Annotated in this window: 30 protein-coding genes; 10 read left to right on the forward strand and 20 right to left on the reverse strand. The window is 54.4% G+C overall.

Features of this window, described 5'->3' with window-relative positions:
• The first annotated feature begins 131 nt into the window (after positions 1-131).
• Positions 132-701, forward strand: a complete 570-nt coding sequence (locus Q9J80_RS03315; protein WP_301674075.1) for a UbiX family flavin prenyltransferase — start codon at positions 132-134, stop codon at positions 699-701.
• 76 nt (positions 702-777) lie between these two features.
• Here the strand turns inward: Q9J80_RS03315 and Q9J80_RS03320 are convergent, their stop codons facing one another.
• From Q9J80_RS03320 to Q9J80_RS03340, 5 genes are all read right to left on the reverse strand, one after another.
• On the reverse strand, positions 778-972 hold the full coding sequence (locus tag Q9J80_RS03320) for a transporter (protein WP_304671405.1): 195 nt from the start codon (positions 970-972) through the stop codon (positions 778-780).
• 97 nt (positions 973-1,069) lie between these two features.
• The gene (locus Q9J80_RS03325; RefSeq protein ID WP_301674063.1) at positions 1,070-1,288 is read right to left on the reverse strand and encodes a hypothetical protein; all 219 of its coding nucleotides are present in this window, start codon (positions 1,286-1,288) and stop codon (positions 1,070-1,072) included.
• Between the two features lie 61 nt (positions 1,289-1,349).
• A complete protein-coding gene (locus tag Q9J80_RS03330) occupies positions 1,350-2,216 on the reverse strand; it encodes a MetQ/NlpA family ABC transporter substrate-binding protein (RefSeq protein ID WP_301674062.1) in 867 nt (288 codons plus the stop codon).
• 195 nt (positions 2,217-2,411) lie between these two features.
• On the reverse strand, positions 2,412-3,098 hold the full coding sequence (locus Q9J80_RS03335; RefSeq protein ID WP_301674061.1) for a methionine ABC transporter permease: 687 nt from the start codon (positions 3,096-3,098) through the stop codon (positions 2,412-2,414).
• 1 nt (position 3,099) lies between these two features.
• Entirely contained in the window at positions 3,100-3,837 is a 738-nt protein-coding gene (locus Q9J80_RS03340) for a methionine ABC transporter ATP-binding protein (RefSeq protein WP_301674060.1), read from the reverse strand.
• Between the two features lie 480 nt (positions 3,838-4,317).
• On the opposite strand from Q9J80_RS03340, the gene ltgA reads away from it, so the two are divergent.
• The 4 genes from ltgA to Q9J80_RS03360 all read left to right on the forward strand — a co-directional run bounded on the left by ltgA (position 4,318) and on the right by Q9J80_RS03360 (position 7,882).
• Positions 4,318-6,165 carry a lytic transglycosylase LtgA gene (gene ltgA, locus Q9J80_RS03345; RefSeq protein WP_304671404.1) on the forward strand — a complete coding sequence of 616 codons (1,848 nt, stop codon included), beginning with the start codon at positions 4,318-4,320 and terminating at the stop codon, positions 6,163-6,165.
• Between the two features lie 288 nt (positions 6,166-6,453).
• The gene (gene rpsU, locus Q9J80_RS03350) at positions 6,454-6,666 is read left to right on the forward strand and encodes a 30S ribosomal protein S21 (protein WP_002214819.1); all 213 of its coding nucleotides are present in this window, start codon (positions 6,454-6,456) and stop codon (positions 6,664-6,666) included.
• Between the two features lie 134 nt (positions 6,667-6,800).
• Positions 6,801-7,247, forward strand: coding sequence for a GatB/YqeY domain-containing protein (locus Q9J80_RS03355; protein WP_301668478.1), 447 nt, complete (start codon positions 6,801-6,803; stop codon positions 7,245-7,247).
• Positions 7,248-7,750: 503 nt separating this feature from the next.
• The gene (locus Q9J80_RS03360; protein ID WP_304671403.1) at positions 7,751-7,882 is read left to right on the forward strand and encodes a hypothetical protein; all 132 of its coding nucleotides are present in this window, start codon (positions 7,751-7,753) and stop codon (positions 7,880-7,882) included.
• Positions 7,883-7,884: 2 nt separating this feature from the next.
• Here the strand turns inward: Q9J80_RS03360 and Q9J80_RS03365 are convergent, their stop codons facing one another.
• The 4 genes from Q9J80_RS03365 to rpmE form a co-directional block, all read right to left on the reverse strand.
• Complete coding sequence (locus tag Q9J80_RS03365; RefSeq protein WP_025456704.1) at positions 7,885-8,277, reverse strand: ClpXP protease specificity-enhancing factor; 393 nt, start codon at positions 8,275-8,277, stop codon at positions 7,885-7,887.
• Positions 8,278-8,348: 71 nt separating this feature from the next.
• Positions 8,349-8,954, reverse strand: a complete 606-nt coding sequence (locus tag Q9J80_RS03370) for a glutathione S-transferase N-terminal domain-containing protein (RefSeq protein ID WP_301912565.1) — start codon at positions 8,952-8,954, stop codon at positions 8,349-8,351.
• A gap of 101 nt (positions 8,955-9,055) precedes the next feature.
• Positions 9,056-10,732 (reverse strand): ArnT family glycosyltransferase, encoded by a 1,677-nt coding sequence (locus Q9J80_RS03375; protein WP_304671402.1) that lies wholly within the window; start codon positions 10,730-10,732, stop codon positions 9,056-9,058.
• A 143-nt stretch (positions 10,733-10,875) separates the two neighbouring features.
• Positions 10,876-11,091: a 50S ribosomal protein L31 gene (gene rpmE / locus Q9J80_RS03380; protein WP_003713538.1), complete on the reverse strand. Its 216-nt coding sequence runs from the start codon at positions 11,089-11,091 to the stop codon at positions 10,876-10,878.
• A 135-nt stretch (positions 11,092-11,226) separates the two neighbouring features.
• Between rpmE and Q9J80_RS03385 the strand changes: the two genes are divergently transcribed.
• Positions 11,227-11,742: an acyltransferase gene (locus Q9J80_RS03385; protein WP_301670277.1), complete on the forward strand. Its 516-nt coding sequence runs from the start codon at positions 11,227-11,229 to the stop codon at positions 11,740-11,742.
• A 30-nt stretch (positions 11,743-11,772) separates the two neighbouring features.
• Here Q9J80_RS03385 and Q9J80_RS03390 read toward each other — a convergent pair whose 3' ends face one another.
• The 9 genes from Q9J80_RS03390 to Q9J80_RS03430 all read right to left on the reverse strand — a co-directional run bounded on the left by Q9J80_RS03390 (position 11,773) and on the right by Q9J80_RS03430 (position 17,086).
• Entirely contained in the window at positions 11,773-12,261 is a 489-nt protein-coding gene (locus Q9J80_RS03390; protein WP_301674057.1) for a peroxiredoxin family protein, read from the reverse strand.
• A complete protein-coding gene (locus Q9J80_RS03395) occupies positions 12,258-12,641 on the reverse strand; it encodes an acyl-CoA thioesterase (protein ID WP_301674056.1) in 384 nt (127 codons plus the stop codon). The genes Q9J80_RS03390 and Q9J80_RS03395 overlap by 4 nt, the downstream gene beginning before the upstream one ends.
• On the reverse strand, positions 12,641-13,003 hold the full coding sequence (locus tag Q9J80_RS03400) for a hypothetical protein (protein WP_002229974.1): 363 nt from the start codon (positions 13,001-13,003) through the stop codon (positions 12,641-12,643). The genes Q9J80_RS03395 and Q9J80_RS03400 overlap by 1 nt, the downstream gene beginning before the upstream one ends.
• A gap of 124 nt (positions 13,004-13,127) precedes the next feature.
• Positions 13,128-13,955, reverse strand: a complete 828-nt coding sequence (locus tag Q9J80_RS03405; protein ID WP_301674055.1) for an MlaA family lipoprotein — start codon at positions 13,953-13,955, stop codon at positions 13,128-13,130.
• Positions 13,952-14,230, reverse strand: a complete 279-nt coding sequence (locus Q9J80_RS03410) for an STAS domain-containing protein (RefSeq protein ID WP_301674054.1) — start codon at positions 14,228-14,230, stop codon at positions 13,952-13,954. Before Q9J80_RS03410 ends, Q9J80_RS03405 begins: the two co-directional genes overlap by 4 nt.
• Positions 14,231-14,286: 56 nt before the next feature.
• Positions 14,287-14,877, reverse strand: a complete 591-nt coding sequence (locus Q9J80_RS03415; protein WP_301674053.1) for an MlaC/ttg2D family ABC transporter substrate-binding protein — start codon at positions 14,875-14,877, stop codon at positions 14,287-14,289.
• Positions 14,878-14,913: 36 nt separating this feature from the next.
• Positions 14,914-15,411, reverse strand: a complete 498-nt coding sequence (gene mlaD, locus Q9J80_RS03420; RefSeq protein WP_301674052.1) for an outer membrane lipid asymmetry maintenance protein MlaD — start codon at positions 15,409-15,411, stop codon at positions 14,914-14,916.
• A 50-nt stretch (positions 15,412-15,461) separates the two neighbouring features.
• The gene (gene mlaE / locus Q9J80_RS03425) at positions 15,462-16,238 is read right to left on the reverse strand and encodes a lipid asymmetry maintenance ABC transporter permease subunit MlaE (protein ID WP_127263500.1); all 777 of its coding nucleotides are present in this window, start codon (positions 16,236-16,238) and stop codon (positions 15,462-15,464) included.
• Between the two features lie 47 nt (positions 16,239-16,285).
• A complete protein-coding gene (locus Q9J80_RS03430; RefSeq protein ID WP_003676043.1) occupies positions 16,286-17,086 on the reverse strand; it encodes an ABC transporter ATP-binding protein in 801 nt (266 codons plus the stop codon).
• On the opposite strand from Q9J80_RS03430, the gene Q9J80_RS03435 reads away from it, so the two are divergent.
• The 3 genes from Q9J80_RS03435 (at position 17,085) to aldA (ending at position 19,727) form a co-directional block, all read left to right on the forward strand.
• Positions 17,085-17,240 carry a hypothetical protein gene (locus tag Q9J80_RS03435; protein ID WP_304678530.1) on the forward strand — a complete coding sequence of 52 codons (156 nt, stop codon included), beginning with the start codon at positions 17,085-17,087 and terminating at the stop codon, positions 17,238-17,240. The genes Q9J80_RS03430 and Q9J80_RS03435 overlap by 2 nt on opposite strands.
• Positions 17,241-17,259: 19 nt before the next feature.
• Positions 17,260-18,177 carry a helix-turn-helix transcriptional regulator gene (locus tag Q9J80_RS03440; RefSeq protein ID WP_301674051.1) on the forward strand — a complete coding sequence of 306 codons (918 nt, stop codon included), beginning with the start codon at positions 17,260-17,262 and terminating at the stop codon, positions 18,175-18,177.
• Positions 18,178-18,284: 107 nt separating this feature from the next.
• Positions 18,285-19,727, forward strand: a complete 1,443-nt coding sequence (gene aldA, locus Q9J80_RS03445) for an aldehyde dehydrogenase (protein WP_301674050.1) — start codon at positions 18,285-18,287, stop codon at positions 19,725-19,727.
• 81 nt (positions 19,728-19,808) lie between these two features.
• Here aldA and ppk2 read toward each other — a convergent pair whose 3' ends face one another.
• Positions 19,809-20,738 (reverse strand): polyphosphate kinase 2, encoded by a 930-nt coding sequence (gene ppk2, locus Q9J80_RS03450; protein WP_118792395.1) that lies wholly within the window; start codon positions 20,736-20,738, stop codon positions 19,809-19,811.
• A gap of 167 nt (positions 20,739-20,905) precedes the next feature.
• On the opposite strand from ppk2, the gene Q9J80_RS03455 reads away from it, so the two are divergent.
• Positions 20,906-22,792 (forward strand): bifunctional chorismate-binding protein/class IV aminotransferase, encoded by a 1,887-nt coding sequence (locus Q9J80_RS03455; protein ID WP_301674049.1) that lies wholly within the window; start codon positions 20,906-20,908, stop codon positions 22,790-22,792.
• 58 nt (positions 22,793-22,850) lie between these two features.
• On the opposite strand, the gene Q9J80_RS03460 is transcribed toward Q9J80_RS03455, so the two are convergent.
• Positions 22,851-24,368, reverse strand: a complete 1,518-nt coding sequence (locus Q9J80_RS03460) for a surface lipoprotein assembly modifier (protein ID WP_304674150.1) — start codon at positions 24,366-24,368, stop codon at positions 22,851-22,853.
• Positions 24,369-24,494: the final 126 nt, after the last annotated feature.

The following is a 24,494-nucleotide window of genomic DNA, read 5'->3' on the forward strand; positions in this document are numbered from 1 at the left end:
GTAATGATAAAGTCGGTATTTTATCGGATATTGAGTGTTGCCGACAATTTGTATCCGTGTTTATCTCGAATCGTTTTTTTCACTATAATAACCGCTTTGCCGCTGCCAGCGGCATAACGGAAAGGCGGATGATGACTCGACGGTTGATTGTCGGCATCAGCGGGGCAAGCGGCTTTGCTTACGGCATTAAGGCATTGCGGCTTCTGCTTACGCAAGATGTCGAAACGCACCTTGTGGTATCGAAAGGTGCGGAGATGGCGCGCGCTTCGGAAACGGCTTATGCGAGAGATGAAGTATATGCCTTGGCCGACTTCGTGCATCCGATCGGCAATATCGGGGCGTGCATTGCCAGCGGTACGTTTAAAACGGACGGGATGCTGGTTGCACCCTGTTCGATGCGGACGCTTGCCTCGGTCGCCCACGGTTTCGGCGACAACCTCTTGACGCGTGCGGCGGATGTGGTTTTGAAGGAAAGGCGGCGGCTGGTGCTGATGGTACGCGAAACGCCGCTGAACCTTGCCCATTTGGACAATATGAAGCGGGTAACGGAAATGGGCGGCGTGGTGTTTCCCCCTGTTCCTGCGATGTACCGCAAACCGCAAACTGCAGACGATATTGTTACACACAGTGTTGCACACGCTTTGTCGCTTTTCGGAATCGATACGCCGGATTCGGCGGAATGGCAGGGAATGGCGGATTAAAGGACAAAAATGCCGTCTGAACACGGATACGGTTCAGACGGCATCATTGTTTACCCAAGGTTGCACTTACTCAAATTTAAAGCCCCTGCTTGTTAGCGGGGGCTTTTATAAAATATAAAATATAAAAGATAAAAGTTAATATAGCACCTAGCAATAATGCACCTAGTATTTTTAATTTACTTTTTGTATCTTTCTCTTGCCACGGTTTTTCATCAAAAAGTTCACTAAAAAAATCAAAGACAGTGTGCCAAATAGCTTTCCATAGTTCCATTTTGTTTCTTCAATAAAATAATTCAAAAAATCCCTACGCAGAATTTGCGTAGGGATAAATTCTACAATCCCATTAGGGCGATTGTAACAGGTGAGCGCTAACGAGCGGCAGCAGTATTTGTACACGCGCGAGTGGCAAAATTCCTGTAAATACTTTCAAACCATTTAGATAGCAATTTGCCTAATCGTTTTTTTCCAATTTTTCCAATCAGAATTTGAACAGGAAAACGTTTGTAGAGTAATTTTTGAGTAACTTCAAGAGTTGTTTCAATTCGTTTAGAGCAAATAGCAATTTCATTGATGATTCTAGTAACCATATCAACTACTTCATCGGTAATTTGTTCTGGGATAGCATGAACAGCTCCTTATACGACTGCCTTATTTGGCTGCGCCTTCATTCCATACTGCAGGGTATTTGTAGCCCTCGAAGCGTTTGTGCGCGTAGGCTTTGAACGCGTCGGAGTTATAGGCCTCGGTTACGTCTTTAAGCCATTGGCTGTCTTTGTCGGCAGTCTTGACGGCAGACCAGTTGACATAAGCAAAGCTCGGCTCTTGGAACAGGGCTTCGGTCAGCTTCATGCCGCTGCTTATGGCGTAGTTGCCGTTGACGACGGCAAAATCCACGTCGGCACGGCTGCGCGGCAGTTGCGCAGCTTCAAGCTCGACGATTTTGATGTTTTTCAGGTTTTCGGCAATATCCGCTTTGGATGCAGTCAGCGGATTGATGCCGTCTTTGAGTTTAATCCAACCCAGTTCGTTCAGCATTACCAAGGCGCGTGCGAAGTTGGACGGGTCGTTGGGCGCGGATACGGTGCTGCCGTCTTTGACTTCTTCCAGCGATTTCAGCTTGCCCGGATACAGTCCCAAAGGCGCGGTCGGCACTTGGAAGGCTTCGGTGATGTCCAGATTGTGTTCTTTTTTGAAATCGTCAAGATAGGGTTTGTGTTGGAAGATGTTGATGTCCAACTCGCCCTCCGCCAATGCCAGATTCGGGCGCACATAGTCGGTAAATTCAACCAATTTGACGGTGTATCCTTTTTTCTCCAACGCAGGTTGGATTTGGTCTTTGACCATATCGCCGAAGTCGCCGACCGTTGTACCGAAGACGATTTCTTTTTTCTCCGCGCCGTTATTGGCTGAAGAGGCGGCAGCAGAGGCTGCGGGCGCGCTGTCTTTTTGACCGCCGCAAGCCGCCAAAATAAGCGCGAGTGTGGCGGCGGAAAGGGTTTTGAAGAAGTTTGTCATGTTATCTCCTGATATGTGGGAAAGTTTCAAACTAAAGCTGCAGGCAATAAATCCGTCATAGTTTAACATTCAGACGGCATTTGCCGCAGAAAAGATTCTATAGCATTTTTAACAGTACGGCGGATATTTCACCCCGCCGTATCGTCCTCAGACCTGAAGGCCTGCTTCATCCGGGCTTCAGACGGCATTCTAGGTTTAACGTTTGTCCAATTTCCTCGCCAACGCGTTGCCGATGCTTTGAATCAGGATGACCAGCAGCACGAGGAGGGCGACGATGAAGACGATGACTTCGGTTTGGTAGCGGTAGTAGCCGTAGCGGATGGCGAGGTCACCCAAGCCGCCGCCGCCTATCATTCCTGCCGCCGCGCTGTATGACAAAAGCCCGATGGCAAGCACGGTAATGCTGGAAACCATGCCCGCGCGCGCTTCGTTCAAGAGGACTTTGCGGACGATGGCAAGCGGCGATGCGCCCATAGCGGTGGCGGCTTCAATCACGCCTTTGGGGACTTCGCGCAGGTTTTGTTCCACCAGTCGGGCAAAATAAAACAATCCCGACACGCTCAATACCAGCGAGGCGGCAATCGGGCCGATGGTGCTGCCGACGATGGCGCGGGTGGCGGGTATCATGGCAATCATCAGGATGACGAAAGGGAAGGCGCGCATCAGGTTGACTAAGTTGTCGAGCAGGAAGTTTACCGGCTTGTTGTAATGCAGCTGGCGGCTGGAGGTTACGAAAAGCAAGACGCCCAGCAGCGTGCCGAAGATGACGGCGAATGTGGTGGACAAGCCGACCATCACGAAGGTTTCGCCCAAGGCGCGGACGATTTCGTCTTTCATGCCAACGATGGTGGAAACGGCTTGTTCGAATGTTAAGTCTGCCATATCAGTCCTCCCGAATCAGTTCGCGCCCGATGTCGGATTGGGCGTGGATTTGGTTGCCGCGTACTTCGACGATTTCGACGACTTTACCTTTGTCCAAAAGGGCGGCGCGGTCGCACAGTCGTCTGATGACGCTCATTTCGTGGGTTACGATGACGATGGTTACGTTGAAGCGTTTGTTGATGTCTTCCAAACATTCCAAGACGCTGCGCGTAGTAGCGGGATCGAGGGCGGAAGTCGGTTCGTCGGCGAGGATGACTTGGGGTTTGGGTGCGAGCGCGCGGGCGATGCCGACGCGTTGTTTCTGCCCGCCTGAAAGCTGGGCGGGATAGTGGCTGGCGCGTTCGGTCAGGCCGACGATTTCAAGGCATTCTTTAACACGTTCTTTGATTTTTTCAGACGGCCATCCGGCGATTTCCAAAGGAAAAGCGACGTTGCCGGCGACGGTGCGGTTGTTCAACAGGTTGAACTGCTGAAACACCATGCCGATATTCTGCCGCGCCCGGCGCAATGCGGTGGCATCGAGCGCGGTCAGCTCTTGTCCGCAGACGTTGACCTTGCCCGTGTCGGGACGTTCCAACAGGTTAATCAGCCGCAACAGGGTGGATTTGCCCGCGCCGGAATAGCCCATCAGCCCGAAGATTTCGCCGTCGCGGATTTCGAGGCTGGTCGACTCGACGGCGGCAAAACGGGTCTTGTCGCGCGTTTGGTAATGCTTGGAAACCTTGTCCAAAATAATCATTGTCTTTTCCATAAAACAAAGCCCGATGTCGGACACAACGGGCGCGGAAGATAAAGCTGAAATTGTCGGAACGCTTTAGCTGTTATGCCCGCAAGCTGTGTCAAATCGGCAGGTTAATTTTCGTAGGATATTATCGGGAAAGCCTTTTTTTGTCAATAAGGCAGGAAGCGGGCAACCATTTCGGACAATATAGTGGATTAAATTTAAACCAGTACAGCGTTGCCTCGCCTTGCCGTACTATTTGTACTGTCTGCGGCTTCGTCGCCTTGTCCTGATTTTTGTTAATCCACTATACCGTCTGAAACGGGCAAAGGCAGCGGTTCGCGCCCAAACGGCAAATGATTGAAAAATATAAATTATGTCGTAAACATTCCAAAGGCGGTGCAGTTTCGGCATATAATTCGGGCAAACGCCTGTTCAGACGGCATTTTGTCTTTTCCAACCCTGACCATTCAGGGTTCCGATTCTTAAGGAAATCCGATGTACCCACCCTCTCTGAAGCATTCCCTGCCGCTGCTGGCAGCCTTGGTGCTTGCCGCGTGTTCTTCGACACACGCGCCCGGCGGCAAGACCCCGGCAGACAATATAGAAACTGCCGGTCTTTCGGCAAGCGTTCCCACCCGCCCTGCCGAACCCGAAGGAAAAACGCTGGCAGATTACGGCGGCTACCCGTCCGCACTGGATGCAGTGAAACAGAAAAACGATGCGGCAGTCGCCGCCTATTTGGAAAACGCCGGCGACAGCGCGATGGCGGAAAATGTCCGCAACGAGTGGCTGAAGTCTTTGGGCGCACGCAGACAGTGGACGCTGTTTGCACAGGAATACGCCAAACTCAAACCTGAAGGGCGCGCCCAAGAAGTCGAATGCTACGCCGATTCGAGCCGCAACGACTATACGCGTGCCGCCGAACTGGTCAAAAATACGGGCAAACTGCCTTCGGGCTGCACCAAACTGTTGGAACAGGCAGCCGCATCCGGCTTGTTGGACAGCAACAATGCCTGGAGGCGCGTGCGCGGACTGCTTGCCGTCCGCCAAACCACAGACGCGCGCAACCTTGCCGCCGCATTGGGCAGCCCGTTTGACGGCGGCACACAAGGTTCGCGCGAATATGCCCTGTTGAACGTCATCAGCAAAGAAGCACGCAAATCGCCGGATGCCGCCGCCCGGCTGTCCGAAATGGAAAGCGGTTTAAGCCCCGAACAGAGCAGTTTCGCGTGGGGCGTATTGGGGCATTATCAGTCGCAAAACCTCAATGTGCCTGCCGCCTTGGACTATTACGGCAAGGTTGCCGACCGCCGCCAACTGACCGACGACCAAATCGAGTGGTACGCCCGCGCCGCCTTGCGCGCCCAACGTTGGGACGAGCTGGCCTCCGTTATCTCGCATATGCCCGAAAAACTGCAAAAAAGCCCGACCTGGCTCTACTGGCTGGCACGCAGCCGCGCCGCAACGGGCAACACGCAAGAGGCGGAAAAACTTTACAAACAGGCGGCAGCAACGGGCAGGAATTTTTATGCCGTACTGGCAGGGGAAGAGTTGGGGCGCAAAATCGATACGCGCAACAATGTTCCCGATGTCGGCAAAAACAGCGTCCTCCGTATGGCGGAAGACGGCGCGATTAAGCGCGCGCTGGTGCTGTTCCGAAACAGCCGAACCACCGGCGATGCGAAAATGCGCCGTCAGGCTCAGGCGGAATGGCGTTTCGCCACACGCGGCTTCGATGAGGACAAGCTGCTGACCGCCGCGCAAACCGCGTTCGACCACGGTTTTTACGATATGGCGGTCAACAGCGCGGAACGCACCGACCGCAAACTCAACTACACATTGCGCTATATTTCGCCCTTTAAAGACACCGTAATCCGCCACGCGCAAAATGTTAATGTCGATCCGGCGTGGGTTTACGGGCTGATTCGTCAGGAAAGCCGCTTCGTTATGGGCGCGCAATCCGGCGTAGGCGCGCAGGGGCTGATGCAGGTCATGCCTGCCACCGCGCGCGAAATCGCCGGCAAAATCGGTATGGATGCCGCACAACTTTACACCGCCGACGGCAATATCCGTATGGGGACGTGGTATATGGCGGACACCAAACGCCGCCTGCAAAACAACGAAGTCCTCGCCACCGCAGGCTATAACGCCGGTCCCGGCAGGGCGCGCCGATGGCAGGCGGATATCCCCCTTGAGGGCGCGGTATATGCCGAAACCATCCCGTTTTCCGAAACGCGCGACTATGTCAAAAAAGTGATGACCAATGCCGCCTACTACGCCTCCCTCTTCGGCGCGCCGCACATACCGCTCAAACAGCGTATGGGCATTGTTCCTGCACGCTGACGTACCGATGCCGTCTGAAACCCGCCCGGTCTTTCAGACGGCATTTTTATCCCGAACGGCATTGACGGCGAACCATAAATATAAGACAATCCGAAAATTGTTTTTCCTGCTTTTTCAAGCAGCTTGACACGGCACAAGCCGACCCGTTAGGAGGTGATGTTTCCGTCACGGCGCGTATCCCGCCGCCGCAAGGCACAGCGATACGGTAAACCTTCAACACCGTCTGCCCTACCCTTTCCACCGATATGATGGGCAGATGAAACAACCGAATTTATTAAAGGAAATAAAATGCCTGCAATCCGCGTAAAAGAGAATGAACCATTTGAAGTCGCTATGCGCCGTTTCAAACGCGCCGTAGAAAAAACCGGCCTGCTGACCGAGCTGCGCGCCCGCGAAGCCTACGAAAAACCGACTACCGAACGCAAACGCAAAAAAGCGGCTGCCGTAAAACGCCTGCAAAAACGCCTGCGCAGCCAACAACTGCCTCCTAAAATGTACTAAACATCCAAGCAGTACAGATTACAGGTCAGCCCTGTGATATGAGGACACACCGCAAGACCTGCTCTGCGGTGTGTTTTGCTTTTCAGACGGCATCGAAACCCGCCGTTTCCATCCGACATCCCAGCGAGGACATCATGAGCCTGAAAATCCGCCTTACCGAAGACATGAAAACCGCGATGCGCGCCAAAGACCAAGTTTCCCTCGGCACCATCCGCCTCATCAACGCCGCCGTCAAACAGTTTGAAGTGGACGAACGCACCGAAGCCGACGATGCCAAAATCACCGCCATCCTGACCAAAATGGTCAAACAGCGCAAAGACAGCGCGAAAATCTACACTGAAGCCGGCCGTCAGGATTTGGCAGACAAAGAAAACGCCGAAATCGAGGTACTGCACCGCTACCTTCCCCAAATGCTTTCCGCCGGCGAAATCCGTACTGCGGTCGATACCGCCGTTGCCGAAACCGGAGCGGCAGGTATGGCGGATATGGGCAAAGTGATGGGCGTATTGAAAACCCGTCTCGCCGGCAAAGCCGATATGGGCGAAGTCAACAAAATCCTGAAAGCCGTACTGACCGCCTGATTGCCCGAATATCGGACAAAATGCCGTCTGAAGCCCGTATCGCAGGTTCAGACGGCATTTTCATGGTTTGATGATATTTATAAAAATTTTGCAACACGCTCATGCGCAGCAACTGCCGCTGCTCGTTGGCGTTCTCCTGTTACAATGACCTTAATGGGTCTGTAACAATCTGACACCCTGTTGCTACTAGCAACAGGGTTTTCCACAGGAGTATTTGATGAATTTTTTTTCAGCACTTTTTGACTCAATTGTTGATTTCATTGTTGATTTAACAGAGTTCAAACCTTGGAAAGAAAATGGTATAAAGAGAAAACTAAAAAACTTTTTAACCGTTTTAGTAATTACAGTACTGGGATTTATTTTTTATCTTATTATGTAATTCTCGCTATCCAATACCCAAACCTATACTCTGCTTCTACCGCTGTATCTGCTGCTCTGCTTGGCGTTGCTGCTCTATCGCTTGGTTAGCTGCACCATAATTGCGCTCTGATGCTGATGCAATAATGTCCCAATATCGAATCGGCAGGGGCAACGCGGTTTCGATGCACGAAACGGGTTTTGCCGATAAACGGATTCCGTTTGCGCCCCGTCGGACAAAATGCCGTCTGAAACACGATTCCGTTCAGACGGCATAGATTTATTTGACCAATTTCAAGCCTTTTTTGGCGGGTCGGGGCGCGGTTTCGGCAGAAGTGTTTTCAGGCGGCGTATCGGGGCGGTACTCCTCCAATTCAAACCCCATACCTTCGCCGGTCTCTCGTGCGAAAAGGCTGAGGACGTGTCCGACAGGTATCCATATGTCGTGCGCCTGTCCGCCGAAACGGGCGGAAAAACTGATCCAATCGTTGTCGATTTGAAGGTTTTGCGTAGCGGTCGCGCCGATGTTGAGCATAATTTCGTTGTCGCGGACGTACTGCATGGGGACGCGCGTGTGTTCGTTGACCCAGACAAGGATGTGCGGTGTGAGGCTGTTGTCGCTGCACCATTCGCAGAGGGCGCGGAGGATGTAGGGTTTGGTGGAAGTGGGCATAATGGATTCCGTGTGGTGTGCCTGAATGTGAAAATGCCTGCAAAACGGCGGGTTTTGCAAGCATTCCGGGCTTATTTGCGCATGGCTTTTTCGGCGGGTGTCAGTGCTTCGATAAAGGCTTCGCGCTGGAAGATGCGCTCGGCGTATTTGAGCAGCGGCGCGGCACTTTTGCCCAGTTTGACATCGTAGTGGTCGAGCCGCCACAGCAGCGGGGCAATGGCGACATCAATCATAGAAAAATCTTCGCCGAGGATGTATTTGCTTTTGCTGAACGAAGGGGCAAGCATGGTCAGACCGTTGCCGATGGCTTCGCGCGCTTTTGCCTGTTCCTTGTTGGTGGCGGCGGGGTTTTCCAAAACTTGGACGTGGTTGAACAATTCTTTTTCCATACGGTACAGCACCAGCCGGCCCCTGCCGCGCATAACGGGATCGCCGGGCATAAGCTGCGGATGGGGGAAGCGTTCGTCGATGTATTCGTTGATGATGTTGGACTCGTGCAGCACCAAATCGCGCTCGACCAGCACGGGGACTTGGTTATACGGGTTCATGACGGCGAGGTCTTCGGGCTTATTGTAAATATCGACGTCTTTGATTTCAAAATCCATACCTTTTTCGTACAAAACGAAGCGGCAGCGGTGGCTGAAGGGGCAGGTAATGCCGGAATAGAGGGTCATCATAATAATTGTCGCTCCTGTGTGATGCCTGCAAAACGGCTGATTTATAAAGATTTAATCGCGCAATTATACGCAATTTCCGGCACTTAATCCAGAAATTCGGCTCAATCTGTTGTTTTTAATATATTTTCCCCGGTTTTCCGTATCAATGCGAACTTACTGTCTTTGTTGCGCGGGCGCGCACCCTGCCAAACCGTCTGCCAGCCTTGCGGCGCATCCGCGTTTTGGGGCAGGCGGACGATGCGGTAGCGGCATTGTACATCGCCGACGCGGTGCGGCAATGTGCCGTACTGCGTCCAAACAATCCGCGTGTGCAGGTCGCCGCCGCCTATGTCGATACACTCGATGCCATCTGAAAGCTCCCGTTTTAATTCCGGGGAAAGCGATGCCTCCATACTCCGGACGACGGGCGCGTGGCTTTTCGCCGCGTCCAGCCACGGCAGGAACAGCGTCATCAGCAAAGCCCAGGTCAGGGTAACGCCTGCCGCCCAGTTGGTAACCGCCTGCCTGCCGCGTATGTTTTTGCGGGTAATCGCCCACAGCCACAAGGGTGTGAACAGTACGGCAACCGCCATCGGAATGGGATCGATGTCGGGAACGTAATACGGGCTGAAGTAGGCGGCGCGTTCGGCAAGCTTGGCGGGCCAGCCGTAATTCATGGCGAAAAAGCCCGTCCACAGGAACACGGCAAACAGTCCGAACGCCATAATGCCGAACCAGTTGACAAACGCCGCCGCACCGCGCCTCAGGCTGTCCAGTTGCGCCGCGCCGAACAGGGCGAGCGGCGGCAGCAGCCAGACGAGGTTGTCCTGAAAACGCTGCGGATTGGCGGCGAGCAGCACCAAAACGGCAGCCATCCAGACAACGCCCAAAATCCCCCAATCGGTCGAAAACAGGCGCGTGCGGCAAACCGTCCAAACCGCCAGCGGCAGCGCGGGCAGTGCGAACCAAAGCAGGTTTTTCAGATAGTAAAACAAACTGAATGCCGTCTGAACATGCCGCACGCCGCCGAACGTACCGAAAACGTGATAGTCGAGCCATTGCGCGAACAGCGCGGGCTGCGTTTTTGCCAAGAGCAGCGGGTAAACGGTCATCAGCGGCAGGGCAAAGGCAAGCGAGGCGACTGCCGTCAACATCAAACGCCTGCTTTGCCACGGACGGAAAAACATCAGCACTGGCAGGGGCAGCATCAGCGCAAATGCTGCCGGATAAGCTGCCGCCAGCGACATCAGCGTCCAACCCGTACCGAGCAGGAAAGAGGCGGCAATCACGCGCCGGCGAGCCAAAGAATAACCGTACAGCACCAGTCCGGCGGCGGCGAAGGCGGCGGCAGCGGGGTTGAGGAAATGGGCAACCGGAATCAGCCCGATACAGCCGATGAGAATCAGGACGACGCTGCGCCCGTGGTGTCTGCCCAAAAAGTTGAAACCGGCAAAGCCGCAGGAAGTCAGCCCGACAACGGCAAAAAATACGCCTGCAAAGCGTGCGGCATCGTATGGGTCGGCAGCCCACGGCGACAGCAAATGTTTGAACGCGGCGGCAACCCAAAGATAAACGGGCGGTATGCCGAAGTCGGTTTGACCGAACAGATGGGCAACCAAGGGGGTGGGGCTGCCTGCCAGTGCTTCGACGGCGGTATAAACGGCAGGTTCGGCAGGATTCCATAAATCATGTGAAAATACACCCGGCCACAACCAGGCAAACGCCATCAGCATCAGCAGCCACGGTTTTTCGTGGGTTTTGGCGGGCGGGCGGGTATCGGGCGGGGTATAGGTCAACATAAGCGTAAGAAGAAATGGATGGATTGCCAAGTGTAGCAAATATTCGCACAAAGGTCGTGCAGAGACTGCTTCAGACGGCATCAGACATAAAAAGACCGGCAACAAAAAAGACTGCACGGGGCAGTCTTTTTGCAAATCGGCTATCAGCGTTTGAACAGGTTGCCGAATTTGTTGTTGAATTTGTCCACGCGGCCGGTGGTATCGACGATTTTTTGGGTGCCGGTATAGAACGGGTGGCACAGGGAGCAAACCTCGATGTTGAAGTTTTCTTTTTCCATCGCGGATTTGGTTACGAATTTGTTGCCGCAGGAGCAGGTAACGTTGACTTCGTGGTAGTTCGGGTGAATACCTTGTTTCATTTGATTTCCTTTCAAAAAAGCGGGCATAGGGGATGTACCTATGCTTCAGACAAGCTCGGCATTCTCGCTATTTTCTGTTGTTTCGTCAAGAGGATATTCGATAAAATGCAAAAAGGTTACTCTGAAGGAAGTTTTATGAGGGTGAAGTTTTTTTCCCTGCTGCTGCGCTTCGCCGGTTCCCTATTGCCGCCGTCTCATATGCGCGGCATCGGCATCATCGGCAAAAGCGTACGCATATTTCTGGCACGGCGGGTTTCTCCGCATATCGGACGCGGGGTCAATATCGAACGCGGTGCCTATGTGTTTCCGGATACGGTTTTGGGCGATGGTTCCGGTATCGGGGTAAACTGTGAAATCTGCCGTGGGCTGGTGGTTGGCAAAAATGTGATGATGGGGCCGGAATGCCTGTTCTATTCGACCAACCACAAGTTTGACCGTGAAAACAAACGCTTTGAGGGCTACACGGAAATCCGTCCGATTACGTTGGAGGACGATGTCTGGCTGGGGCGCAGGGTAATTGTGATGGCGGGCGTAACCGTCGGACGCGGTTCGGTCGTGGGCGCAGGCGCGGTGGTTACAAAAGACATTCCGCCCTACTCTTTGGCGGCAGGCAATCCGGCAGTGGTGAAAAAGAATCTGCTGGATGATTAAATGCCGTCTGAAAGCATGAATGCAAACGCGCTATTGCGCCAGCGCGGTATCGATTTCTTGGTAGAGTTTGCCGAAATCGGGTTCGCCGACGTAGGTTTTGAGAATTTCGCCTTTTTTGCCGATAAGGACGGAAGTCGGGTAAACCTGTGTGCCGAACGCCTGTCCGACGGCTTTATCCGCATCATACATGACGGCAAACGGCAAACCGTAGTCTTTGACATATTGGCGGACGCTTTCTATCGGATCGATGGGCTGGGCAACGGCGAGGACTTGGAAATCTTTATTTTTGTAGTCATGCGCCGTTTTAATCACTTTGGGCATTTCGCTCACACAACCCGGACAGGAGGGAAACCAAAAATTAATCAGGGTTACCTTGCCTTGCAGGTCGGCGTTGGAAACGGTTTTTCCGTGCAGGTCGGGCAGGGAGAAGGCGGGCGCGGTTTTGCTGTCGGGGATGAGGACGATGGCAAGGAGGATGCCGATCAGTGCGACAGCGGCGGCGGTGAGTATTTTTTTCATTCGGACAAGGCTTCCAGTGCGCGGGCAAGGGTGGCGGGCAGGCTGACGGTGCGTTGTGCGGCGGCGTGGACGGGCATCAGGGTGATGTCGGCTTCTGCGGCGGTTTTGCCGTTTGGCAGTATAATCGTCTGGGTCAGCACAATGCGCCGCGTGCCGGGGGTTTTCAGACGGCATGAAAACTGCAATACGTCGCCTTCGACGGCGGGGCGGCTGTATCGGATGTCGATGCGGGCAACAATGAGCATGAGGTCTGCCAACTCGTGCAGCAGTCCGCGTTCTTCAAAAAACGCCCAGCGCGCTTCTTCGAGAAATTCGAGGTAGCGCGCATTGTTGACATGGCCGTAGCCGTCGAGATGGTAGTTGCGGACGGTCAGCTTCATCAGTTGAGATTGATGGGTTGGAAGGCTTCGCGGGCAAGCGGTTCGTGTTCGAGGTCGGTAATGACGGTAGAAAGCTGGATGTCGAACCATTCGTTGAAAATGTCGGCATCGAGTGCGGGCCACTCGCGTTCGTCTTCGCACCAGTCGGCAAGTTCGGCGGCGAAAATGTCTTCAAAACGGGCTTCGATTTCGTCCCAGACTTCATCGGCGGTTTCGCACGGGCGGACAAGGTAGGAATTGGCATCGGCTTGGATGTCTTCGAGGGTCAGTCCGTCGAGGTGGTTGCCCGGCAGGGTTTGCAGCCAGTTCCAAAAAGGTTCTAAGGGGATGAGGACGAATACGCTGCGGTTGACTTCGTACATGGTTTTTCCTTTGCTGTCGCGCGGTATGCGCAAAAAAGGGATTATAGCCCAATCTGTAGTGTCGGACTGTCCGTTCCGACAGAAGGGAATGCCGTCTGAACACGGATTTTCAGACGGCATGGCTTTAGGGTTGTGTTCCAAGTTGCGTTTCGGCTTCCCCTGCTGCTTCTGCCTGTGTTTCGGATACGGAATCTTCGTGAACGGCGGGTTCTGCCGCTCCGGTTTCGGCACTTTCGACCAATTCGTCGATATCGATGTTATCTTCCGTACCTTCGGCAGGTGTTGCATCGGTCTGCCGCGCACGGACTTTCATATAGAGGTCGCGCGTGTAGCTGTATTTGTCGATGGCGGCTTCGTCCAGACTGTCGGTCAAATCAAGCAGGCCCTCGCGCGTACTGACGGCGGCAGCGGCAGAGCTTCCCCAACGCCCGGCCGGGGTGCGGAAGACGATATTCTTAGGCGGGTAAACAGAGGTAATGCCCGTGCCGAGCGCGTCGCGGACGGTGGACGGTCCTAAGACGGGCAACACGAAATAATTGCTGTTTTTCCATCCCCACGAGGCAAACGTGTCGCCCAAAGTGTTTTTATTGTCGGGAACGCCGCCCGCGCCGGCGATGTCGATGAGTCCGCCCAAGCCGAAAGTGGTATTGATGCCGACGCGGACGAGGTCTTCACTTGCGCGCTTGATGTCCAAGCGCAAGATATTGCTGCCGAAGCTGACCACGTCGCGCAGGTTGTTAAAAAAATTGGACACGCCGGCGCGGACGGGTTTCGGCGCAACTTTGCGGTAGCCGCGCGCGGCAGGGGCAAAAATGTAGCGGTCGGCTTGATCGTTAAACCTGCTGATGGCGCGGTTATACCCTTCATAAGGATCGGCAGGACGGGTTTCGGCAAATGAAGGGGCAGAGGCGAACCCGATCAGCAGGAGGGCGGCGTAGGCGGTTTTTTTCATGATTTCAGCCAATCTTTGATTTCGTACAGTTCGGACAGTGCGCGCACGGATTCGGGAATGCCGGTCAGCCTGATACTGTCTTTGCGTCGGCGCAATATTTCGAGCAGCAACGACACGCAGGCGGAATCGGCACGGTTGACACCGCCGAAATCGACGGCAATGGTTTCTTTCAGACGGCATTGCTGCCGGAAACGCTCAAATGCGTCCCCGGTCAGGGTTTTGACGGTAATGTCGCCGCCGATGTGCAGTGTTCCGTTGTTGAGTTCTGTATGCATAGTGTTCGGTAGGAAAAAATCCATGCCGCCTTCAGACTCGCGGCATGGCTTATGGATTACTTGCTGCCGTTTTTGGCTTTCAACTCGGCAATCAGCCCGTCTATGCCTTTGGCTTTGATGGTTTCGCCAAACTGGTTGCGGTACACGGTAACCAGGCTCGCGCCTTCGATGGCGACGTTGTAGGCACGGTATTTGCCGCCGCTTTGGTAGGTGGTGAAGTCTATATTGACGGGCTTCTGACCAGGGATGCCGACTTCGGCGCGGACGACGATTTCCTTGCCGCCCTTATTGACGACGGGGTTGTCTTTAACGTTAACGTTGGCATTTTTGAATTTCAACATGGTACCGGAGTAAGTGCGGATCAGTAGGGTTTGAAATTCTTTGGCCAACGCTTGTTTTTGCGCGTCGGACGCGGTACGCCAAGGGTTGCCGACCGCCAGTGCGGTCATGCGTTGGAAATCGAAATAAGGGGTTGCGTATGCTTCGGCTTTTTGGCGGGCAGTGCCGGCATCGCCGTTTTTTAAGATGCTCAATACTTGAGTGGCGTTCTGACGGATTTGGTTTACTGCGTCGGCAGGGGCGGCAACCGCCATGCTGATGCTCAAGATGCTGATGCTCAGTGCGCTGATGAAAGAGGTTTTTTTCATGATTAAGTGTCCTAGTTTGAATATGATGGTGTACGTTTATTCGGCGGTTTTTGCCGCATCGTCGCCGCCCGCCGCGTTTTTCTCGGCGAAGCTGGTCATGAATTTACCGATCAGGTTTTCCAGAACCATGGCGGAGCTGGTAACGGAAATGGTATCGCCTGCGGCGAGATTCTCGGTGTCGCCGCCTTGTTGCAGGCCGATATATTGTTCGCCCAACAGACCGGAAGTCAGGATTTGCGCGGAAACATCGCTGCTGAACTGATATTTGCCGTCCAAATCGAGGCGCACCCTCGCCTGATAGGATTTCGGGTCAAGCCCTATAGCGCCGACGCGCCCGACCAATACGCCTGCGGATTTGACGGGGGCATTGACCTTCAAACCGCCGATGTCGCCGAAATCGGCATAAACGGCGTAGGTTTTGTCCGAACCGCCGAACGCCGCGCCGCCCGCCACGCGGAAAGCGAGAAAGGCAACCGCCGCCGCGCCGATCAGGACGAACAGTCCGACCCAAAATTCCAATACATTCTTTTTCATTAAAGTTCCTTGAATATCCGATGTTCCGCGTTTCGTCTTCAGACGGCCTGTCAATCTGTAAACATCCACGCGGTCAATATAAAATCGACCGCCAAAATCGTCAGGGCGGACGAAACCACCGTGCGCGTGCTGGCGCGCAAAATGCCTTCCGAGGTCGGGACGCAGTGGAAGCCCTGATGCACGGCAATCAGCGTTACCGCCACGCCGAACGCGGCGGATTTGATCAGACCGTTGATTACATCGTAATGTATCGTGATGTTGTTCTGCATTTGCGACCAGAAAATGCCGCTGTCCAAGCCCAGCCAGGTTACACCGACCAGATACGCGCCGAAAATGCCCGCCACGTTGAAAATCGAAGCCAAAAGCGGCATGGAAAACACGCCTGCCCAAAAGCGCGGCGCAACCACGCGGGCGACGGGGTTGACCGCCATCACGTTCATCGCTTCGAGCTGTTCGGTCGTTTTCATCAAACCGATTTCGCTGGTCATCGCACCGCCCGCGCTGCTGGCAAACAGAATCGCCGCCAACACGGGACCCAGTTCGCGCAACAGCGAAGCCGCGACCATATAGCCCAAAATATCGGCGGATTTGAATTTCGACAACTGCGTATAGCCCTGCAAACCCAAGACCATGCCGACAAACAGCCCTGAAACGGCAACAATCAACACCGACAGCACGCCGGCAAAATACACTTGGCGCACGCTCAGGCGCGGACGGACGAAAGCCGTACCGGATTTCGCCAGAATGTTCAGCAGAAACAGCGTAATACTGCCGAGGGATTGAATAAAGCCGAGGGTTTTCGCCCCGACGGAACGGATAAAATTCATAAATTTCTATATGTAAAGTTCAACGGTTTCAGACGGCATCAACTCATTTATCCCAACAGGTCCTGATGCAACGACGTTTGCGCCGGATAACGGTATGCTACGGGGCCGTCTGCCAGCCCGCCGACAAACTGGCGCACCCAAGGCGAATCCAGTTCGCGCATTTCCTGCGGCGAGCCGGAGAACATAATTTCGCCGTGCGCCAAGAAAATCACCTGATCGACGATTTCCAAAGATTTTTCAATGTCGTGCGTTACCATAATACTGGTCGAACGCAAAGCCTTGTTGACGCGGCTGATCAAGTGGGCAATCACACCCAAGGAAATCGGATCGAGGCCGGTAAACGGCTCGTCGTACAACATGATTTCAGGGTCGAGCGCGATTGTGCGGGCAAGCGCGACGCGGCGCGACATCCCACCGGACAACTCGGACGGCATCAGGTTTTCCACGCCGCGCAGACCGACCGCGTTCAGTTTCAACAAAACCAAATCTCGAATCACCGCTTCCGGCAGTTGCGTCAGTTCTCGCATCGGAAAAGCAATATTGTCAAATACAGACAAATCGGTAAACAGTGCGCCGTGTTGGAACAACACACCCATACGGCGGCGGTGTTCATACAACTCGTCAGCCGAAAAGCCCGCCAAATCCCGTCCTTCAATCAAAACCTGCCCGGACTGCGGACGAATCTGTCCTGTAATCAGCCTCATCAGCGTGGTTTTGCCGCTGCCCGAACCGCCCATTACGGCAGCAAAATTGCCTTGCGGAATACTGAAATTGATGTTCTTCAGAATCGGGCGGTCGCCATACGCAAAGGCGACATCTTTCATTTCGATAAAAGGGAAGGGACTCATGTGCAGGCAAAACGATAGGTTTGACGGCGTGTATTTTAAGGCTTATCGGAAAGACGGGCAATTTTCAGACGGCATACGGACGGCAAGTGTTGTGAAAATGCCGTTGTCGGCGGCGGATTGTTTGCTGTGGCGAAAAATGTTATCTTTCAAATGATAACCTTTATCAGAAAACTATGGAAAAAGCAGAACATTTGAACAGCAGCCGGTTCGTCAATCTGGTCAAAAGAGGCGGCGGCAGCTATGTGGAGGGCGGCTACCGTTTCGATACTTTGTCCAACGGCATTTCCATCCACGGCGGCACGGTAACGGCACGGTGTGATTTTTGCAGCAGCCGCCTCGCCGAACCTTATGTGTCGTTCGTGCTGTTGCTGGAAGGCTCTTTGGACTTCGGCATCAACCGCCGCCGTTTTCAAATCGATGCGGACGGCGGCAAGATCGTTCTGATTGCTGTCGGGGAAGAAGTCCTGTTCAGCCGCTATCTTTATCGCGGCGGCAAAACGGTCAAAATGACCATTAAAGGTATGGAACAATGGCTGTTGCGCCCGGAATACGCGCGTTTCGCCCCCATGCTTTACCGCGAGCCGGTCAGGATATGGGATTTGCCCCCAAACCTGCGCGGCTTGGCGGCATCCTGCCTGCAAGCCGTCCCAAGGGGGCATTTGGGCGAAACATTGCGCCGCGAGGCAGACGTTTTGCGGCTGCTGTCGGATTTGTGGGACACGGTGTCGGACAGCATCGGGCCGACGGCGGGAGAAACGGCGGAAGCAGACGCTATGCCGTCTGAAGACTTCAGCCGCACCCTGAATGCCGCGTTCGACGGCGGCGCACACCAAGTCAACCGGCTGACAGACGCGCTGAACATCAGCGAAAGGACGCTGCAACGCCGTATGCGCGGCCATTTCGGCATTACGGCAAGCGAGTGGCTGCACCACAAACAAATGCAGCACGCGCTCTACCTGTTGCAAAACGGGGGTAAAAGCATAGGCGAAACCGCATATTTATGCGGCTACCGCCACGTTTCCAGCTTTACTCAGGCATTCAGGCAATATTTCGGCAGTACGCCTGCGGAAACCAAAAAAGAAAACCGGTAAGCCGCATTTGATTTGAAACCCGAAATCCGCGTGTAAAGAAACTTGTACGGCAATTTATTTGGGAATAAACTAAAACTACATCCGACTACAAAACTGGAGAACCCGAAATGAAACAATTGGCCATGTACATCAACGGTCGCTTTGAAAACGACTTCAACGGCAAATGGCGCGACGTATTGAACCCGTCCACCGAAGAAGTCATCGCCCGCGAACCCAAAGGCGGCAAAGCGGACGTTGACCGCGCCGTAGCGGCGGCGCGTGCGGCGCAACCGGCATGGGAGCGTCTGCCTGCGGTCGAACGCGGCGCGTATTTGCGCAAAATCGCCCAAGGCATACGCGGACGCGCCGACGAGCTGACCGACACCATCGTTGCCGAAGGCGGCAAAACCAAAGACTTGGCGCGCGTGGAAGTGATGTTCACCGCCGACTATCTCGATTACCAAGCCGAATGGGCGCGCCGTTACGAAGGTGAAATCATCCAAAGCGACCGCCCGCGTGAAAATATTTTATTGTTCAAACGTCCGCTGGGCGTAATCGCCGGCATTTTGCCGTGGAACTTCCCCTTCTTCCTGATTGCCCGCAAAATGGGGCCCGCTTTGGTAACGGGCAACACCATCGTCGTCAAACCCAGCAGCGTAACCCCGATCAACTGCCACATCTTCGCCGAAATCGTCGATGCGGTCGGACTGCCGGCCGGCGTGTTCAACGTGGTAAACGGCCCCGGTGCGGAAATCGGCAATGCCTTGTCCGCCCATCCGCAAGTCGATATGGTCAGCCTGACCGGCTCCGTCGAAGCGGGCCGCCAAGTGATGGAAGCCGCTTCCGCCAACATTACCAAAGTCTCGTTGGAACTCGGCGGCAAAGCCCCCGCCATCGTTTTGAAAGACGCGGATTTGGATTTGGCGGTGAAATCCATCTTGGCTTCCCGCGTCGGCAACACCGGTCAAATCTGCAACTGCGCCGAGCGCGTCTATGTCCACAGCAGCCTGAAAGACGCGTTTATCGAAAAAATGACCGCCGCGATGAAAGGCGTGCGCTACGGCAACCCTGCCGAAGCCGAAGCAGGCGCGCTGGAAATGGGCCCGCTGATTGAAGAACGCGCCGTCAAAGCCGTTGCCGAAAAAGTGGAACGCGCCGTCAAACAAGGTGCGAAATTGGTTTGCGGCGGCAAACGCGCCGAAGGACGCGGCTATTTCTTCGAGCCGACCCTGCTGACCGACACTGACAACAGTATGGACATTATGAAAGAAGAAACCTTCGGCCCCGTGCTGCCCGTTTCCGCTTTCGACACGCTCGACCAAGTCATCGCACTGGCTAACGATTGCGAGTTTGGTCTGACCAGTTCTGTTTATACGACTAATTTAAACGAAGCCTTCTACGTTACCCGCCGTCTGCAATTCGGCGAAACCTACATCAACCGCGAAAACTTTGAAGCGATGCAGGGCTTCCACGCCGGTTGGAAAAAATCCGGTATCGGCGGCGCGGACGGCAAACACGGTTTGGAAGAATATCTGCAAACCCAAGTCGTTTATCTGGAAACCGACATTTAATGCCGCTTTAAAACCCCGATAGAAAATGCCGTCTGAACCCGTTTTCAGGTTCAGACGGCATTTTTATTGCTTCACCGGCAATCAGTCATGACCGAGGTCGATGTTTTTGTCTTTGTAGCGCGTATCGGGGACGAGGACGATTTTTTCATCCACTTTGCCGATAGCTTTCACGTCTTTGCCCGGGTAATCCAACTGGTGCAGGAAGTAGCGGATACAGTTCAAACGGGCGCGTTTTTTGTCGTCGGAACGGATGATGACCCAAGGCGCGTCGCCGGTATGGGTATGGAAGAACATCGCGTTTTTCGCTTCGGTGTAGTCGTCCCAGCGGTCGAGCGACTGGATATCCACGGGGGACAGTTTCCAGTGTTTCAGGGGGTCGTCGCGGCGGGAGATGAAGCGGCGCAGTTGTTCTTCGCGGGATACGGAGAACCAGAATTTAAACAGATGGATGCCGCTGGCAACGAGCATACGCTCTAATTCTGGGGTTTGGCGCATAAAGAGCATATATTCGTTGGGTTCGCAAAAGCCCATCACGCGTTCCACGCCGGCGCGGTTGTACCACGAGCGGTCGAAGAATACCATTTCGCCCGCAGTCGGCAGGTTTTGGATGTAGCGTTGGAAATACCATTGTCCGCGTTCGGTGTCAGTCGGTTTTTCCAAAGCGACCACGCGCGCGCCGCGCGGATTTAAATGTTCCATAAAGCGTTTGATGGTGCCGCCCTTGCCTGCCGCGTCGCGGCCTTCAAACAGGCTGACGATGCGCTGGCCGGAGTCTTTAACCCAGCTTTGCACTTTCAGCAGCTCGATTTGTAGTTTGGCTTTTTCGGCTTCGTAGGCGGCGCGGCGCATACGTTTGCGGTAGGGGTAGTTTTCGGGCAGCGGGGCAGTGCCGGAATCTTCGGCAGAACCTTTGCCTTCGTGTTCCAAAACAGCTTTTTCAAATACTTGGAGCTGGTCTTGCTTTTCGCCCAATTCTACGTTTTCAAACGGTTGCAGCTGGTGGTCTGCCATAAAGGCCTCCTTGGTTGTGTTCAGGTTGGAAAACAAAATCTGTTTTCACAATTTTACACCTTCGCCCCCACTTTCTCTACATAAAATTACATTTTGCCGATATTTGCCGAATCATCTGAAAATATGTGTAAAAAGGGCGTATAATCAAACCATTTGACTGAACCGCCATGCCCTATTTCGCCTTGTTTGACGATGCCGTAAGCGGCCGCGCAAAACTCTATCAAAATCATGTAGAAAGCCGCCTTTTCCATCATAACGAACTGGATTCGCTGGACGATACGCTGCAAAAGGGTTGGCAAAAAGGGCTGCATGCCGTGTTGTTTGCAGACTACGAATTCGGTTTGCCGCTGATGGGGATGGAGTCCGAACGCGGCGGCAATCTTGCCCTGCACTGGTTTACCGACTGCGCCGACACCGATGCCGCAAGCTGGCTTGCCCGACATTCAGACGGCATCCCCGCCGGCATTTCCACGCCGCAATCCTCCGTATCCGAAGCCGATTACCTCAACCACATCCGCCAAATCCACGAAGCCATCCGGCGCGGCGACACCTATCAAATCAACTACACCACCCGCCTGCACCTGCAAGCCTACGGTAATCCCGTCAGCCTCTACCGCCGCCTGCGCCAGCCCGTCCCCTATGCCGTCTTGTCCCACCTGCCCGATGCGGAGGGGCAATCCGCGTGGACGCTGTGTTTCTCGCCCGAACTCTTCCTCAAAATCGGTTCAGACGGCACCATCGGCACTGAACCGATGAAAGGCACCGCGCCGATTTTGGGCGACGGACAAGACGAACGCCGCGCCGCCGAGTTGCAAACCGACCCGAAAAACCGCGCCGAAAACGTGATGATTGTCGATTTGCTGCGCAACGACCTCGGCAAAATCGCCCAAACCGGCAAAGTATGCGTACCCGAGCCGTTTAAAGTATCGCGTTTCGGCAGCGTCTGGCAGATGACCAGCACCATCCGGGCCCAAGCCTTGCCGCACATCACCGTCGCCGACATCCTCCGCGCCGCCTTCCCCTGCGGCAGCATCACCGGCGCGCCCAAAAAAATGAGTATGCAGATTATCGAAACGCTCGAAACCGAAGCGCGCGGACTTTATACGGGCAGCATCGGCTATTTGAACCCGTGTTCCGGCGGCTTGGGGTTTGAAGGCATATTCAACGTCGTTATCCGCACCCTGTCGCTCAAACCCGCTTCAAACCCGGCTTCAGACGGCATTGTTTCAGGCATCGGCAGCCCAGATTCAAACGTGCAAGCCCGAACGGCAGGGCAAGGCGGGGCAACGCCGTATCCGTTTGAAGCCAATCCGCCGTATCGGGGCGTGTACGGGGTCGGTTCCGGCATCGTCATCGACAGCGACCCCGCCGCCGAATATCGCGAATGCGGCTGGAAAGCCCGTTTCCTCAACGAACTGCGCCCCGACTTCGGCATTTTTGAAACCCTGCGCGTGGAAAACAGGCAATGCACCCTGCTCGACCGCCACCTATGCCGTCTGAAAACCTCCGCGCAAGCCCTCAACCTGCCCCTGCCCGACGGTTGCGAAAATCAAATCAAACAATACATTGCCCACTTGCCCGACGGCGTGTTCCGCATCAAAGCCCTGCTCTCTTCAGACGGCATCAGCCTGTCCCGCGCCGTTTTAAACCATTTGGCTGACAAACAGCGCGTCATCATTTCGCCCACCGTCCTGTCCGCACAAAACTACCTGCGCCGCTTCAAAACCACACACCGCGCCCTCTTCGACCAAGCGTGGCAAACCGCCGAAACACAAGGCGCGTTCGACAGCCTGTTTTTCAATTCGGACGGCATCCTGCTCGAAGGCGGCAGAAGCAACGTCTTCATCAAACATCGCGGACAATGGCTTACGCCCTCTTCAGATTTAGACATTTTAAACGGCATAATGCGCCAAGCCGTGTTGGACGAACCGCAAAAATATTTGCACACAAATCAAGTGATCGAAACACACATCACACAAAAAACACTGCAAGAAGCCGAAGAAATCCGCCTCTCCAACGCCTTGCGCGGCGTATTTGCCGCCGCCCTTGCCTGAACGCGCAAAAATGCCGTCCGAACCTGTTTCCAAAGTTCGGACGGCATTATCCCACCATTCAAAACCGCCAATCCGCCGACACAAACACCTCGCTGTTGCGGCGTTTTGCATACGGCACATTACTTTCCGTCCTGCCGAAACGATAATTCAACGCCGGTACGATACCTTTGTACGACAACTTGTCGTGGCTCAAAGCCAGCGAGACATTCCATTCGCGGTTGTGTTGCGCCTCTGTCGAGAAAGCCGCAACGCCCTTATAGTTGCGGCGGGCATAAGACGCGGAAACCCGACTGTTCAAACCGCCCAACTGCCGCCACTCCTGCGCCCAACCGGCATAAACACCGTTGCGCCGGTAGGCGGCATTATTGACCGCGCCGCCCACCGTTTCGCGTTTCGGCACAAACCGCACAAACTGCCAGCCGCCGAACACAGTTGCCGATTCGCCCAAACGTTTTGCTGACGAAACATAAAACCCGTCCTGCCTGCCGTTATTGTATTCCGCCCTATCCTGTTCGCGGTAGCGTTGGCGGTAATGTTCCAGCGCGACCGAAAATTGCCATCCCGGGTTTGGGCGGTAAGTATGGGACAGCTGCACGCCGACTCCGTGCGCCAGCATATACGGCGGCAGGCGGCGGTTGTTTACCCGTTTTGTTTTCGCATCAAAGCCGTCGCTGCCCGACAACTGCACCTGATAAAACGGCAAAATCCCCACCGTCTGCCGCGCATTTTTATACTGCCATCCCAAATACGCCCTGCCGAACCCGTCATCATAAGCCGATTTTTTACTGAAATAATAGCTTGTGCCGCTGATATTGGAACGGAACAACAAATAATGATTGTCCGCCAACGCCGTCAGCTTTTCCGCCTCGATTTCATAATTCAAGCCTGCCGCCCGCTCCGCCCGGCTGACACTGCATATCTGACTGCCTCCGTCTTGCCGGCAATATTGCGGCGCGGCATTATTGGCGTTTTGATTGACCGCCGGGCTGATACCGCCCGAAAAACGCCAGCCCGTCAGCCCCTCCGCTTTTTTCCGAAAACGCCCCACATTTTCCAAAACCGGCGCCGGCAAATCCAATTTTTCCGCCTCGGCAAAATGCCTTTCTGCCGACTTCAGCCGGAAATCGTCAAACTCCGCCGCCGCCAAATCCAGCAAAATCCGCTCGTCTGCCGCATTTTCCCCGTGCAGCTTCCGATACCGCGCCACCGCCTCCGCCGGCCTTCCCGCCAATTTCGCCAGCAAAGCCTGCGCCCTGCCGTACAAAACTGCATCATAATCCGGCAGCTTGGCATACAAATCCGCCAACGAAGCGATTAAATCCGCCTGATTGCCGTTGAGCGCGTCGCGCAAACTATGTTCCAACATTTTCGGGTGCGCCAACAAAAAATCCCCATCAACCACGCGCGGGGCATCATTTTCAACTTTCCAATCCGATTCCGCCCATTTATCCGACACCGACCGCCACACCTGCGACAAAGCTTTGTCATCCAAAATTGCAGGCGCATCCGCCCCATAGGCGGCAGAAACACCTGCCGCACACCAAACAACCAAAAAACCGTATCTGAAATACAACATATCCTGTCATTTACCTTTCCGGCAAACACGCCGCCGAAACACGTCAAACCATCCGAAAAACAGGCAGAAAACCGTGAAAACCGGTTTTGCATCGCCCCACAAAACAGTTGACATCATATAACATTT

This window comes from Neisseria blantyrii, assembly GCF_962747855.1.
Classification (GTDB): domain Bacteria; phylum Pseudomonadota; class Gammaproteobacteria; order Burkholderiales; family Neisseriaceae; genus Neisseria; species Neisseria viridiae.